Source organism: Mesocryomonas lacus, from assembly GCF_055730135.2.
Genome location: NZ_JBUZWE020000002.1, coordinates 270,067 through 283,712 on the forward strand (window position 1 = coordinate 270,067; position 13,646 = coordinate 283,712).

Genomic DNA, 13,646 nt, shown 5'->3' on the forward strand with positions numbered 1-13,646 from the left:
GCGGGGCCCCTTGGCGAAGTGCCTTGCGGAGCCAAACCGCATCCGTCCTTCTGGCGTCCCGATGCTTGTCGCCAGGGCGGGAAGGTTGGCAGGCCTTGCGGTCTCGGGAAAGCGTGGCGTTCGGGACGTGCGGGGTGACGGGATGAGGGTTTAATCCCGTCATCTGTATTTCTTTTTAGTTCGAGATGTATTCCACCCAAACGAGTCGGATGTTGCTGTCGGAGCGGTGGCTCTGATACGGTCTATTAAAGAATTAATTAATGTAGACAAAATATAAGGTATGCGAACCAGGCGGAGGCTGTTATGTTCCATTGCGCGCTGGCCGACGAAGCTTTGGGCGTCGCAGGCGGATGTCTTTGCCGGCAGCCGGGTTTTGCGCGGCTCAATGGTCTCCTGACGCAACGGCTTTCCCGCCGCTCCCTCCTGGCGGGGGCGGGCGCTGTTCTGGCGGTTTCGGCTTTCGGGGCGGGGGAAACCCGTGCCCGGTCCCCGGCGCCGCCGCCCGGCCCGGTCGTCTTTCGAAACGTCAGGCTGTTCGACGGGGTTTCGGATCGGCTACGCGACGGCATCACGGTGGTCGTCGCCGGAAACACGATCCTGTCGGTCGAGGCCGGCGAACGGGTGGCCGGTCCGAATGACCTCGTCATCGACGGCGGCGGGCGCACGCTGATGCCCGGGCTGATCGACAACCACTGGCACGCGATGATGGCGGCGTTGAGCCTGACGACGCTGCTGACGGCGGATGTCGGCTACATCAACCTCGTCGCGGCGGACGAGGCCGAGAAGACCCTGATGCGCGGCTTCACTACCGTTCGCGACATGGCCGGGCCGAGCTTCGGCCTGAAGCGGGCGATCGACACGGGACTGGTCCGCGGCCCGCGCATCTGGCCATCGGGCGCGATGATCTCGCAAACCTCCGGCCACGGCGACTTCCGGCTGCCTTACGAGGTGCCGGCTGCCGCCGACGCGCCGCTCAGCCGCGGCGAGGTCGTCGGCGGCGGCATGATCGCCGACGGCGTCGACGAGGTGCTGAAGCGGGTGCGCGAGCAGTTGATGATGGGTGCCAGCCAGATCAAGCTGTCGGCGGGGGGCGGCGTCGCGTCGAACTACGACCCTCTCGACGTCAGCCAGTACACCGAGCCGGAGTTCCGGGCCGCGGTCGAGGCCGCCGAGAACTGGGGCACCTATGTCGCCGTCCACGCCTACACGCCGCGCGCCATCCAGATGGCGGTCCGCAGCGGCGTGCGCTGTATCGAGCACGGACAGCTGATGGACGACGAGACCGCGGCGATCATGGCCGAGAAGGCGGTCTGGCTGTGTGCCCAGCCCTTCCTCGACGACGCGGATGCCAACCGGCAACCCGAGGGCTCGCCCAACCGGGCGAAACAGATCCAGATGTCGCGCGGCACCGACACGGCCTATGCGCTGGCCAAGAAGCACGGGCTGAAGACGGCCTGGGGGACCGACACGCTGTTCGACGCCCGGATGACCGCGCGCCAGGGGGCGCAGCTGGCGAAGATGAAGCGCTGGTACAGCCCGTTCGAAATCCTGAAGATGGCCACCGGCACCAATGCCGAACTTCTTGCCATGTCCGGTCTGCGCTCTCCCTATCCCGGCAGGCTCGGCGTCGTGGAGCCGGGAGCCTTGGCCGATCTGCTCCTGGTCGATGGGGATCCGACCGATGACATCGACCTCGTCGCCGATCCCGATGCGAACTTCAAGATCATCATGAAGGACGGGCTCGTCTACAAGAACGAGCTGCGGGCGTAAGCGGGATCGGCGGCCGGCGCAGGCTGGGAGTTTGCTCGTCCTCGTCTCAAGCAGGCTGCCATCTGACGCAAGCGCTGCTGACGCAATCGAGCGCGCGTCAGCGAAGCAGGCGGCTGGGTGGCGATCGTCAGTCCCTATTCGGGGCGGACTCGCTTTTCAGCGATCGCGGAGGCCATTTCTGGCCCCGGCGCTGACATGTGCGGAATGTAGATTAAAGTGGTGCGCCCGAAGAGATTCGAACTCCTGACCCCCAGATTCGTAGTCTGGTGCTCTATCCAGCTGAGCTACGGGCGCGACCGGCCGGTGGAGAACGTGTCCCCGTCCGGCAGTGAGCGGGTACTAAAGGCTGGTGCCGGCAAATGCAAGACGGTCGGGCAAGAAAGTTGGGCAGGAATGTCGCGCTCTCCTGCCATCGGGCCGGCTGAGACTGCCGCCGACCCAGCGCTTGCTCACCCCGCCGTGCCGACCGTGCCGGCCACGGGGACGCGCGGATTAACGTCGGAGGGAGCGCGGATTGCTGCGGCGGGCCGGGCGGGCAGGATGATGTCGAAGCGGGCGCCGGGCATGTCGGGGCCGAGGGTGATGCTTCCGCCGTGCGCCTCGACGATCTCGGCCGCGATGGCAAGCCCGAGCCCCGTGCCCCCGGCGCGGGTCGAGCCGCGAAACGCCTTGAAGAGGTGTTGCCTCGCCTGCTCTGGCAGGCCGGGGCCGGTATCCTCGACGGAGATCAGCGTGTCGCCGTCCGGCAGCTGGCGCGCCGCGATGGTGATGCGCCGCACCACGGCCTCGCTGTCCTCGCTCTCCAGGGCCTGGACCGAGTTGCGGCAGAGGTTGCTCAGCGCGCGGTAGAACTGGTCGGGATCGACGTCGATCTCGCAGGCCTCGCCGACCGCGTTGACGACCTCGATGCTGCTGGACACGACGAGGGTCTCGATCACATCCTCGACCAGCCGCCGCAGCCGCACCTTGCGCTTGGCCGGCGGGCTTTCGACCGCCCGGCCGTAAGCGAGGACAGACTGGGTGTAGACGAGGGCGCGGTCGAGGCTGCGGATCAACTGCGGGGCGAAGCGCTGGATCCGCGGATCCTCGAGGTCCGACAGCCGGTCCGAAATCAGCTGCGCCGAGGCGAGGATGTTGCGAAGATCATGGTTGATTTTCGAGACGGCGAGCCCGAGATCGGCGAGGTGGCGCTGCTCGCGCAAGGTCTTGGCGAGCGCCGTCTGCATTTCGGCAAGCTCCGCCTCGGCAAAGCCGATCTCGTCGGCGCGGCCGGAGGCAACGATGATCCGGTCGGCATCCGCCGGGTTCTCGCCGAAGCGGACCATCGAGCGGGTCATCGCGGTGATCGGCCGGATCAAAAGCGCCGAGATCGCGAGATAGACGAGGATGGCGGCAAAGCTCGCGATCGCCAGCGAGAGCACGAAGATGTTGCGGGAATAGCCCAGCATCGCCCGGCGTAGCGGCGCTTCCTGGACCACGACCTCGGCGGTCATCCCGGCGTCGCCGACCGGTCCGTAGACCCGCATCGTCCGATCGCTGCCGAACAGCAGCGTGTCGAAGGCGCCGCCGATGAGGCGCAGCCAGCTCTGGGTGCCGAGGTCGACCTGTATCTCGATGGCGCCGAGATCGTCGCTGCGGGCCAGCAGCCGCGACACGCCGCCGTCGACGATGGCGATCAGCTGGGCGTCCAGCGCGCGCAGCAGGCCCGCTTGCTGCTCGATCCCAAGCACCGGCCCGCCTTCGACCGTGACCTGCTCGACGGTCAGGCCGGCGATCGCCGCGGTCTCGATCTTCTGGCGCAGCCATTCCTTGCGGAAATTGGCGACCGACGGCACGAAGATCAGCACTTCGGCGATCATCACCGCGACCATGGTCAGGACGAGCAGGCGGCCGGACAGCCGGCGCAAGGGCGCCGTCGTCGCACCTTTCCGGCGCCATGCCTCGGGGGTTTCACGCCGCCAGTACAATGAGATCTGATCCTTCGAGGTCCTGCTGGGCGCGGGGGTGGCGGAAGAACTGTCCGGTTATCCCCAGAGGGCCAGAAAGCGCGTCGCCGCCCGAATGATCCCGCGGCGCCCATAGGGAGCAAAATAGGCGGTCGCCGCCCTTTTTCCAATCTCGCCGAAGGTCGGGTAGGGGGAAATGAAATCCTGCAGCTGCCGCATGCCCATCCGCCGCGCGAGGGCCAGCGCCAGCAGGTTGGTGACCTCGCCTGCGCCGGTGCCCGCGACGCTCGCGCCGAGCAGCCGTCCCCGCCGTCCCACCACGAGCTTCAGCAGCCCATCGGTGCGCTTTTCCGTCTGCGCGCGGTCGTTCTCGCCATAGCCGACGGTCAGCACTTCCACGCTGAGCCCACGCGCCCGCGCCGCCGCCTCGGTGAGGCCGACATGGCCAAGCTCGGGGTCGGTGAAGGTGACGTGCGGCAGGCCGTCGAGGTTCTCGCGCACCGGCAGCCGGAAGAGGACGGCCCGCGCGACCAGCCCGGCATGATGGTTGGCGCGGTGGGTGAACTGCGGACCGCCCACGGCGTCGCCGATCGCGTAGACCCGGCGGTTGGCGGTGCGCAGGCTCTTGTCGACGGTGATGCCCGACCTGTCCGCCGCGATGCCGGCTTCCCGCAGCCCGAGCGAGCCGGCGTCGACCTCCCGCCCGACAGCGACGAGGAGATGGCTGCCGGTGACGGTCTCCCACGCCCCGCCGGCACTACTGAGGGTCAGGGCGATCTCCCCGGCGCCGCCGGAGGCGCAGAGCACTTGCGTCGTCTCGCGGATGTCGACCCCTTCGCCGATCAGCCGATCGCGGACGATGGCGACGAGGTCCGGGTCGTCGCGCTTGAGCACCGTGCCGCTGTCGACCAGCGTGACGGCCGAGCCCAGCCGCCGAAAGGCCTGCGCCATCTCGAGGCCGATCGGGCCGCCGCCGATGACGAGGAGGTGCCGGGGAAGGGTGTCGAGCGCGAACAGCGTCTCGTTGGTGAGGAAAGGCACGGTGGCGAGCCCCTCGATCGCCGGTATCCTCGGCCTCGAGCCGGTGGCGAGGACAAAGCGCCTGGCGCGGATCAGCGTGCCGCCGGCGATCACCGTCTGCGGATCGACGAAACGCGCCTCGGCAGCGATCACGTCGACGCCGAGGCGCGTGAACCGCTCGACCGAATCGGCCGGAGCGATCGCCGCGATCACCCCGCGGACATGGGCCATGACGGCGGGAAAATCGACCTCTGGCGGCCCCGCCGAAATGCCGAAAGCGGGCGCCGCGCGGATCGCCGCCGCGTGCCGTGCCGCGGCGATGAGAGCCTTGGACGGCACGCAGCCATGGTTCAGGCAGTCGCCGCCCATCTTGCCGCGTTCGACGAGGACGACGGAAGTGCCGAAAGCCGCAGCGGCCGCGGCAAGGCTGAGGCCGCCCGATCCCGCGCCGATGATGCAGAGGTCGGGCGTCAGCACGCCGGTCTTGCGGCCGCGGCTCACGGACGGCCCGCCGGACCTGCCGCAGGCTGTGCCGCCGGGTCCGGCCGGATGACCCACTTCTTCAGGCCGAGGCCGGCCAGCGACAGCGCGGTCAGCCCGACGAGCGCGACGGTCAGCTGCCAGGTCATCAGGTCACTCAGCGACAGGCCGTCGACCTTGCCGGCGATCTTCAGCGCCCGCTCCAGGCCGCTGCCGAGGAAGGCATAGGTCATCGCCCCCGGAATGATGCCGAGGAGGGTGGCGAGGACGAAGGTCTTCAGCGGGATGTCGAACAGCGCCGGGCCGATGTTGAGGGCGGCGACCGGCAGCAGCGGCGTCAGGCGCAGCGCCAGGAGGTAGGTGAAGGCATCGCGGCGAAAACCCTCGGCAAAGCGCTGGACGCCAGTGCCCGCGCGGTTTCGCAGCACCGTCCCGAAAGCCGACCGCGCCGCGAGGAACAGGAGGGTTCCCCCGATCGTCGCGCCGAGGATGGCGATGAGGCCGCCGATCCACCAGCCGAACAGGAAGCCGGCGGCGACGGTGAGGATGACCGGGGCAGGGAAGATGAAGGCGATGGCGATGGTATAGAGAACCACCGATCCGGTCACCGCGAGGACGAAGTGCTTGGAGACGGCCGCCTTCAGCGCAGTCCGGCTGGCATAGAGCTGATCGAGCGACAGGTATTCCTTGACGCCGCAGGCATAGGCGAGCGCCAGTCCGGCGACGATAAGCGCGATGGGCGCATAGCGCCACCATGACTGAACCTGCATTGGTACTGTCTAACCCTTGCCGCCAGTCTCGCCTTCTAGGGGGGATAGGCGCCGGCGTCCATTGCCGCAGCCTACGCGTGGCCGCCATAGCGCGCTCTGCACGAGTTCGTGCGGGGAGGCACTGGTCGATGGACAGCGCGGCCTCGCTGAGCGCTCATGGCCGCAAACGACGACGACCGGGCGCAAGGCCCGGTCGCTCATGCCGATGAAGGTATGTCTCGTTCAGAGGCTCTTGGCGGCGCCCGCGGCCTTCTGGAAGGCTTCGCGGGCGGGCTTGGTCAGTTCCTGGGCCACCGACTGGACCAGCGCCTGCATTTCCTTGGTCTGGTCCGTCGCCGCCTCGATCTGACGGCGCACATAGCTGGTCTGCATCTCCACCACTTCGGCGAAGGATTTGGCGGCCATCATCTTCTCGAGATGGGCAAAGCCCATTTCGGCATTGCTGCGCATCGCCTCGATGGCCTTCTTCGACAAGGACAGCGAACTCTGATGCACGTTCTCCATCGTCGACTCCATCGTCTTCGTGGCGTCGTCGGCGGCAGTCTTCATCCGCGAATAGGCTTCCTTCGACTGCTCCATCGACTTCTGCGTCATGGTGCGAAACGTCTCGGTCATCTTCGACGGGTCCATGCCCATCATCGACTGCGCCTGGTTCATCATGTCCTGCGCGTTTTGCTGCGACGAATCTATCATTTGCTGCGCTCCCGCTTGTCTCCCGCACCTCAGCCCAGCGCTTCGGTGGTGGACCTTTCTCGTTTTCGACGGCGCTTCCGCCCGGGCGATGCCCGTCCTCCCGAAAGCGCCGGATCACTTAAGGCTCGGCCCTTTGGCCGTAGGCCCTAAGCTGCCTATTTGTTTAGCAGATCGCATTGTGCACTGCAACATATTCTGACGCCAGCGAGGGATCAGCTTAGAGCTTTAATTAACCCTTCTGCAAAGCCGTCGGGTGTGGGCGCCAAAGCTTCTGGATAAGCCTGCGCCCTGTGATTATTAATGAGACGTTAAGCCAGTGCTGGGGCGCCATGCCGCCAGCTCGCCACGGATCGGTTCGGAATGACCAGACTGCCAGGATCCTCGCCGCTCGCCATCATGACGCTGCGCGAAGTCCGTGACGCCGGCGCCGCCGGTGCGGGGCTCGTCGCCTTCGACCTCACGCTGGGCGAGGTGCTCTGGGCCAACGCCCCCGGCCGCGCGGCGCTCGGGCTGTCGGTCGGCGAGACCAGCCTGGACGCCACCGCGCTCATCGCGCGGCAGATCAAGGCGTCCGCCCGCTCGGTCGAGAGCTGGGGCGAGGCGCGCATTCTCGTCCGTTCGTCCGTCGGCCGCGCCTCCAAGGCCGTGGTCGCAACACTTCGGCGCATCGAGGCGGCCGACCTGGTGCTGCTGACCTTGCCCGACCTGCGGCCGGCGGTGAGTTCCGACGTCGCCTGGGCGGGGAGCCTTCTGGCCGACAGCCGGCTTGAGACTGCCGCCATCTATGATGCCGGGGGCGCCCTGGCCGCCACAACGGCGTTCCGCGCGACCGACAGCCTTGCAGAAGGCATCGCCTCCTTCATCGCGGCGGGGCAGGCGCTCGGCGAGGTCGACGATCCCGCGGCGCAGACGACGCTCGCTCTCGTCGGCGAAGGCCTGGTGCTGGTCCAGCAGGAGCCGCGGCCCGCCGCGCCGGCAGCGCCTGAAGAGCCGGCCGATCCTCTCGATTCGGAGGGGGAGCCAGCGCCGCGCAGCTATTTCTCGGTCAAGCGCCGCAAGCTCTCCAGCGACCGCGGTGGCCGGATGAGCATGAACGGCCTGCTCCAGCGCTGGCACACCCGCCAGACCGGTGCCGATCAGCCTGAGACCATCGAGGACCCTCTGCCGGAAGCGCCGGCTAGCGACGAAGCGCCGGACGCAAGTCCGGACGCCTCTCCCGATGCGCCGATGGCAGCGGAGCCGCAGGCCCGGGCGCCCGTCGATACGGCGGAACCGGTGGCACCCTCGCGTGCCGTCGACGGTTCCTTTGAGGCCTCACCGGCGCCGGTATTACCCGAGCAAAGCGTCGAGGCGACCATATCTTCGCCCGAGCCGGAGCTGCCGTTCGCGGCAGCCGACGCGGGTCTTCCTGTCGAAACTGAAGCAGATGAGAAGGCGTCCGCGACGGCCGAGCAGGTCGACGCGCCTGCCGATGCGGCGGATCTCCCTCACGAGCCGGAAACCGTCAAGCTTTTGGCCGACGAGAATGCAGTAACCGAGCCGCCTGTCGCTTCAGACGATGCGTCCGATACGGTCGCTGGCGAAGATTTCGCGATGGCGGCCTCCGTGGCCGACACAGTCCGTCTGGCCCGGGATGTGCCTCCGGCTACTGAGGCCCTGTCATCGGAAACCGAGCCGGCGGGCGACTGCTCGTCTGCCGAGCCGCAGGCGGCCGAGCCTATGGCGCTACAGCCCACGGCACCGCAGCCTGTGTCGTCGCGCGACGCGGTTCCGCCCTCGGCAGAGGCGAGCGATGCCGCGCCTCCCTTCCAGCCGCGCTTCGACATGGCGCCGGTGCGCTTCGTCTGGCAGATCGACCGTGAGGGCAAGTTCCGGACGTTGACGCCGGAATTCTCGGCGGCCGTCGGGCCGCAAGCGGCCGATGTTGGCGGCCGCAGTTTTCGCGAGGTCGCCACGGTTTTCGGTTTCGACGCGGATGGCGAGATCGCCCGGCTTCTCGACCGCCGCGATACCTGGTCCGGCCGCAGCATCCTCTGGCCGGTCGAAGGCAGCGATCGCAAGGTGCCGGTCGATCTTGCAGCCCTTCCGATCTATGCCCGCGACCGTAGTTTCGACGGTTTCCGCGGTTTCGGAATCGTCCGGATGAACGAGTCGGTCGAGGACCCCGAGGCCATCGGCATGATCCTCGGCGACCGTCCCGTCGCTGCCGAGGCCGGCGCTCCGCCCGTCACCGACGTCTCGCCGGAGGAGGCGGCCGAGCCTGTGCCGGGCGCTGTTCCTGAGACCGAGACGGCGACGGCGCAGAAGCCGCTGCTGAAGACGTTCGAGGCGGCATCTTTCGGGCGCCGGCCGGCCGCGCCAGTGGAGGAAGAGGCGACGTCCGAGGCGCTCGCGTCGAACCCTGATGCCGCCCCGACCGACGGCACGCCGAAGGTCATCCAGCTGGAAGAGCGCCGCCGCCCGCGCGAGGGGGCGCTGTCCGACGCCGAGGAGGCGGCCTTCCGCGCGATCGGCCTGAAGCTCGGCGAGCGCGCCGGGATGGTGCCGAAGACGGTCACCGACACGCTTAACCCCGCGCCGACCGATGCGCGCGCTCAGCATGTGGCGCCGAGCCTTCCGGTGCCCGCCGACGAGCCCGGTCGTCCGGCGGAAACAGCGGCCGAGCCTTCGCCGCTGCCGGCCGACGATGCGCAGCGCGCCACCGAAGCGGCTGAGGCCGATGCGGATGGAGCGGAGATCGAGATCCCTGCGTCGGGCGTGATACATGAACCAGCCGAGCGCGTTCCCGCTGAGGACGACCTCGCCGGCGGCACGGAGCAGCACGCCGCGGAAGAATCCGCACGGCCGGTTGTGGTGACGGTCTCGCCTTGGGCCTCCGCCCCGGCGGAGCTCTCCACTGAGCCCAACGACGCAGTGGGCGACGGGACCGCGAGCGCCGAGTCCACACCCGAAGAGGCGGAGACCGGCGAGGCGACGGCGCGCCCCGTGTTCTCGCCCGAGCCATCGGCTGAACTTGAAGACGCCGCTCTCGGCGTCGCCGACTTCGCGACTGCCGCACCCGAGGCGATCGCACCGGAAGAGGACGCTCCCGTTGCTGGGGACGCCGAGACCGTTGACGATCACGAGGAAGCCGTGGTCGACGAGGCCGCGGAACAGGCGGCGCTCGCCTTGGATCTCGAAGCCGTCTTCGCCTCGCTGCCGCTGCCGGTGCTGGCCGAGGCGCACGGCCGGCTGGTCTATGGCAATCGCGAGTTCCAGGATCTCAGCGGGTATGAAAGCATCGAAGCGCTGGAGGCGGCCGGTGGCCTGGAGGCCCTGTTCGCCGACCGCGGCGATCTCGGCCATGCCGGCGAACTGGCGATCCGAAGGTCCAGCGGGCAGGTGATCGACGTGCGCGTGCACATGCAGCGGGCGACCTTCGGGGGGCGCTCCAGCCTGCTGATGTCGTTCACGCCGTCGCCGCGGGATGCCGCCGCCGTGGCGCACTTGCCGGAGGTGCCGGAAGCCGCGCCGGAGACGGTCGATCTGCGCCAGCAGGTCGAGGAACTGCAGACGGTGTTGGATACCGCGACCGACGGCATCGTGCTGCTCGATCCCGCCGGCACGATCCGCGGCATGAACGGCTCGGCGCAGGCCCTGTTCGGCACGGGCGAGGGCGATCACAGCGGGCGGCATCTCTCCACCCTCTTTGCGCACGAGAGCCAGAAGGCGACGCTCGACTATCTCGACATGCTGCGCGACGACGGGCTCGCGGGCATCCTCAACGATGGCCGCGAGGTGATCGGGCGCGTCGCGCAAGGCGGCTTCATCCCGCTGTTCATCACCATCGGCCGGCTCTCGGGCGAGCGTGGCTGGTGCGTCGTCATCCGCGACATCGCCCACTGGAAGCGGATCGAGGAAGACCTCGTCAACGCCCGCCGGCAGGCCGAGGCGGCGAGCCTCCACAAGAGCCGCTTCCTCGCCAATATCAGCCACGAGCTGCGCACGCCGCTGAACGCCATCATCGGCTTTGCCGACGTCATGGCGTCGGAATGCTTCGGCCCGATCGGCAACGAGCGCTATCTGGAATATCTCGGCGACATCAAGCGCTCGGGCCACCACGTGCTCGACCTCGTCAACGATCTCCTCGACATCTCCAAGATCGAGGCCGGCAAGCTCGACCTCGCCTTCGAGGCGGTGTCGCTGAACGAGGTGGTGTCGGAGGTGGTGTCGCTGATGCAGCCGCAGGCCAACCGCGAGCGGGTGATCGTGCGCTCCAACCTGCCGTCCTCGGTGCCGCCGGTGGTCGCCGACCGCCGCACCATGCGCCAGATCGCGCTGAACCTCGTCGCTAACGCCATCCGCTTCACCCCGGCCGGCGGGCAGATCATCGCATCGACCACCTACACAGCCGATGGCGACGTGCTGCTGCGGTTCCGGGATTCCGGCATCGGCATGACCGAGCGCGAGATCGAGATCGCCCTGACGCCGTTCCAGCAGGTACATGCGCCGAGCGCCAACCGCGGCGAGGGGACAGGTCTCGGCCTGCCGCTGACGAAGGCAATGGTCGAGGCGAACCGCGCGCAGTTCGCGATCAGCTCCACCCCGAACGAGGGGACGCTGGTCGAGATCGCCTTTCCCTCGCAGCGCGTTCTCGCCGACTGAACCGGCGGAAATGATCGGGATGGCGGGCCGACGCGGGCCGCGCCTTCGGCGGGGTTCAGGTTCCGGAGGAGCCTGAACCGCGGCGGCGGCGGATGTCGGCGATCGCCTGCTTCACCGTCTGGATCTCGTCGTGCAGCGAGGCGACTTCCGGCGCGAGCGCCGCGTCGCGGCGCCGCTCATCCTCGATTTCAACATCCTTCGCCAGCGAGAGCGCGCGCACCCGGTCGCGCAGCGACAGGCGCTCGGCACTCGGCACGGGCCGGGCGGCCCGTTCCCCGGCGCTGGCGAGCGGCAGGTCGGCGACCGGCGCCGCGTCTTTCGTCAAGGGCGCGGACGCCGCTTGCAGTCTTTCGAGATTGGCCTGGAGGAGCGCCTCCTCGCGGGTCGGCTGGCGGATCGGCTGGGCGTCGAGGTCAAAGAGGCCGTCCGGCTGGGTCGCCGGGGCCGTGCCCATGGCGCGCAGGGCTGCCCGCGCCCGCCTCGCGGCATCGCTCAATCGGTCGTTCTCGGCGGCCTCGGCCTCCCACTGGCGGGCCATGGCTTCCTGCCGCGCGGCTTGCGCCGCCGCTTCCGCTACGGCGGCGGCGGAAGCGGCCTGCTCGCGCTGCCTTGCCGCTTCGGCCTCTGCCTGGAGCTCTCGCTCGCGCCGCATCGCTTCGGCCGCCTCTGCGGCCTTGACCGCTGCCGCTGCCGGCTCCGCGGGAGCGACGGGCGGCATGCGGATCTCGATACGATCCGGCGCTGCGCTGGGGGAGGGTGATGCGTTCGCCATCACCGCGGTGGGCGCTGCTGCCGCGCGAAGATCCTCGACCACGACGCGTGGCCTCCGGCTGCGGCGGCGATCGGCGAACACCGCCCGCAGCAGCCGGGCGATGGCGAAGAGCGTGGCGAGGCCGATGCCGGCGATGAAGCCGAGCATGCCGCCGGCCAGCACCATCGTCTTGCGCGACATGCCGGTGGTCTTCTGCGGCGGCGTCGCCTGCGAGATGACGCGGACGTTGGCGGTGTTGAGGCTCTCCTGCTCGCCGGTTTCACGGGCGCGCAGCAGGAAGGCCTCGTAGACGGCGCGGGAGGCGTCCACCTCGCGCTCGAGTTCGCGCAGCTTGACGAAGGAGCCGGAGGTCGTGACCTGCTTTTCCTTGAGGTCGGCGATCTGCGCGGTGAGGTCGCGCTCCGTCGTCTCGGCGCGGGCGAGTTCGGTCTGCGCCGCGGCGACGATGCGCGACAGCTCGGCGGCGATCGCCTGGCGCGAAGAGGACAGCGCACCCTCGCTGGCGATGCGCTGGGGATGGCGGGTGCCGAGCTTGGTGGCGAGGGCCGCGGCCTGCTGGCTGAGGTCGGAATAGGTCGTGCGCAGCCGCACCAGCACCTCGGAGCTGAGCTCCTCCGGCAGCGTGCCGCGCACCACGTCCTCGACGCTGGCGCTGCGCATGGACTCGGCCTTCACGCGCAGCGCGGTGATGTCGCCGCGCGCCTTGGCCAGCTGGTCGTTGATGCGGGTGATGTAGTCGTCGTCGACCAGCCGCCCGCCGACGCCGATCAGCGCGTTCTGGCTCTTGTAGTCCTCCACCGCCTGCTCGGCGTTCACCACGCTCTTGCGCAGTTCCGACAGGCGGGAGGTGATCGCGGTGGTCGCGCGGCGGGCGGTCTCGGACTGCACCCGTCCTTGCTCGTCGATGAAGACGCTGGCGACGAGATTGGCGATCTCGGCCGCCTTGTCCGGCGACTGGCTGTCGACCGACAGGTTGATGACGAAGCTCTTGGTCTCGCGGTCGACCGTCAGGGCATGCCGAAGCTGCGCCAGCGTCTCGTATTCAGGGTCCTCCGGGGCACCTTTGGCGCCGCCGAGAAGCGCCTGCAGCGCCGCCGAGACGAGCGCCCCGAAACCGGTGCCTGCCTGGCCGTTGAACTCTGGATCCTGCTCGAGCTTTGCCTGCTCGATGACCCGCGAGAGGACGTTGCTCGACATGATGACCGCCGTCTGGCTCTCGATCAAAGCGAGGGTCGCGTCGGAGGGCAGGCCGTTCGGGGTGATCTCGTTGGCGACGACCTTCAGGTCGCGCGGATCCATCAGGATCTGCGTCGTCGCGACATATTGCTTTGGCGTATTGGCGGCGACGATGACCGCCAGGGCCGCGCCGGCGACCGTTGCGCCGAGGATCAGGAATTTCGACTTCCACACCGACCGCGCGACGTAGACCGGGTCGATCAGCGATGTCGGGTTGGCGCGACGGCGGTCCTCACGCCCGAGCGGCGCCGTTGCGGGCGCCGGGTCTGGCCGGATGTCCGCAGCCTTCGTCGATGTTTCCTCGGACGTGAACAT

7 protein-coding genes and 1 tRNA gene are annotated in these 13,646 nt (G+C 68.7%); 2 read left to right on the forward strand and 6 right to left on the reverse strand.

Features of this window, described 5'->3' with window-relative positions; genetic code table 11:
• The first annotated feature begins 573 nt into the window (after nt 1–573).
• Nucleotides 574–1,770, forward strand: coding sequence for a metal-dependent hydrolase family protein (locus ACZLZY_RS04230; protein WP_472932195.1), 1,197 nt, complete (start codon nt 574–576; stop codon nt 1,768–1,770).
• Between the two features lie 217 nt (nt 1,771–1,987).
• On the opposite strand, the gene ACZLZY_RS04235 is transcribed toward ACZLZY_RS04230, so the two are convergent.
• The 5 genes from ACZLZY_RS04235 to ACZLZY_RS04255 form a co-directional block, all read right to left on the reverse strand.
• Nucleotides 1,988–2,064 (reverse strand) — tRNA-Arg (locus ACZLZY_RS04235).
• A 155-nt stretch (nt 2,065–2,219) separates the two neighbouring features.
• The gene (locus tag ACZLZY_RS04240; RefSeq protein WP_472932397.1) at nt 2,220–3,641 is read right to left on the reverse strand and encodes a sensor histidine kinase; all 1,422 of its coding nucleotides are present in this window, start codon (nt 3,639–3,641) and stop codon (nt 2,220–2,222) included.
• 153 nt (nt 3,642–3,794) lie between these two features.
• On the reverse strand, nt 3,795–5,237 hold the full coding sequence (locus ACZLZY_RS04245) for a dihydrolipoyl dehydrogenase family protein (protein WP_472932196.1): 1,443 nt from the start codon (nt 5,235–5,237) through the stop codon (nt 3,795–3,797).
• On the reverse strand, nt 5,234–5,986 hold the full coding sequence (locus ACZLZY_RS04250) for a TVP38/TMEM64 family protein (RefSeq protein ID WP_472932197.1): 753 nt from the start codon (nt 5,984–5,986) through the stop codon (nt 5,234–5,236). The genes ACZLZY_RS04245 and ACZLZY_RS04250 overlap by 4 nt, the downstream gene beginning before the upstream one ends.
• Before the next feature lie 222 nt (nt 5,987–6,208).
• The gene (locus ACZLZY_RS04255; RefSeq protein WP_472932198.1) at nt 6,209–6,679 is read right to left on the reverse strand and encodes a phasin family protein; all 471 of its coding nucleotides are present in this window, start codon (nt 6,677–6,679) and stop codon (nt 6,209–6,211) included.
• Between the two features lie 360 nt (nt 6,680–7,039).
• Here ACZLZY_RS04255 and ACZLZY_RS04260 point away from each other — a divergent pair, with 360 nt between their 5' ends.
• Nucleotides 7,040–11,323, forward strand: coding sequence for a histidine kinase dimerization/phospho-acceptor domain-containing protein (locus tag ACZLZY_RS04260; RefSeq protein WP_472932199.1), 4,284 nt, complete (start codon nt 7,040–7,042; stop codon nt 11,321–11,323).
• 55 nt (nt 11,324–11,378) lie between these two features.
• On the opposite strand, the gene ACZLZY_RS04265 is transcribed toward ACZLZY_RS04260, so the two are convergent.
• Entirely contained in the window at nt 11,379–13,646 is a 2,268-nt protein-coding gene (locus tag ACZLZY_RS04265) for a GumC family protein (protein ID WP_472932200.1), read from the reverse strand.

What these genes read in the sequence shown, in the direction of transcription:
- ACZLZY_RS04240 (WP_472932397.1), bottom strand. Translation starts at nt 3,641, where the DNA reads ATGGTCGCGGTGATGATCGCCGAAGTGCTGATCTTCGTGCCGTCGGTC.
- ACZLZY_RS04250 (WP_472932197.1), bottom strand. Translation starts at nt 5,986, where the DNA reads ATGCAGGTTCAGTCATGGTGGCGCTATGCGCCCATCGCGCTTATCGTC.
- ACZLZY_RS04255 (WP_472932198.1), bottom strand. Translation starts at nt 6,679, where the DNA reads ATGATAGATTCGTCGCAGCAAAACGCGCAGGACATGATGAACCAGGCG.
- ACZLZY_RS04260 (WP_472932199.1), top strand. Translation starts at nt 7,040, where the DNA reads ATGACCAGACTGCCAGGATCCTCGCCGCTCGCCATCATGACGCTGCGC.
- ACZLZY_RS04265 (WP_472932200.1), bottom strand. Translation starts at nt 13,646, where the DNA reads ATGTTCACGTCCGAGGAAACATCGACGAAGGCTGCGGACATCCGGCCA.